The organism is Oleiphilus sp. HI0125 (assembly GCF_001635355.1).
The window spans coordinates 1-824 of record NZ_LWGF01000785.1 but is presented as its reverse complement, the minus strand read 5'-3'; the positions used below and the strand labels follow the sequence as shown (position 1 = coordinate 824).

The following is an 824-nucleotide window of genomic DNA, read 5'->3' as shown; positions in this document are numbered from 1 at the left end:
TGATCAATAAACCTTCTGGCTTGGCTGTTCATGGCGGAAGTGGTGTGAACTTGGGTTTGATAGAGGCTTTGCGTACAAAATACCCCGAACATCAGTTTCTTGAGCTCGTTCATCGATTAGATCGAGATACCTCTGGTGCTGTTCTGATTGCTAAGAGTCGTCCTGCCTTAAAAGCACTTCATGCGCAATTTAGAGATGATACGGTGAACAAGATTTACCATTTAGCGGTATTCGGTAAATGGCCAAAGCACAAAGTGATGGTGGATGCTCCGCTTCGTAAGAATGAGCTCAAATCTGGCGAGCGTATGGTGGTGGTGAGTGCTGACGGAAAACCGAGCCAAACGAAGTTTTCGATTCTGAATCGTTCGGATAAGTTTACCTTGGTTGAAGCAAAGCCGATTACTGGGCGTACGCACCAAATTCGCGTCCATGCCGCGTTTTCTAAACATCCAATTGTGGGGGATGTTAAGTATATTCAGAACTTGGTCGAAGATCAGGGCGGAATGGAGAAGGCGCGTTTGATGCTTCATGCGCGGGCCATAGAATTTGACTTGCCAATAAAGGGAGGCAAAACGCGACGCATGCGACTTGAAGCTGAATATGACGAGCGCTACACGCAAGCTCTGGAGAAAATGGAGTTACTTTAGTGCGATATTCAACGATAGTGTTCGATTGGGATGGAACCCTGGTAGATTCGGAGCGTCATATCGTTTCCTGCATCGCTGAATCTGCACAAGTGTGCGACCTACCTGAGCTCAGCTACGACCGCATGAAGAGTATCATCGGTCTCGGTATGAAAGAGGCTTTGTTTGATCTGTATCCTA

Annotated in this window: 2 protein-coding genes; both read left to right on the top strand. The window is 47.1% G+C overall.

The annotated features are described in order from the left end of the window. Window positions 1-647: RluA family pseudouridine synthase (locus A3762_RS12285; RefSeq protein WP_156493427.1), on the top strand; the 647-nt coding region annotated here is incomplete at its 5' end. Beyond that, on the top strand, window positions 647-824 hold a 178-nt coding region (locus A3762_RS28830; RefSeq protein WP_156493426.1), incomplete at its 3' end, for an HAD hydrolase-like protein. The genes A3762_RS12285 and A3762_RS28830, both read left to right, overlap by 1 nt.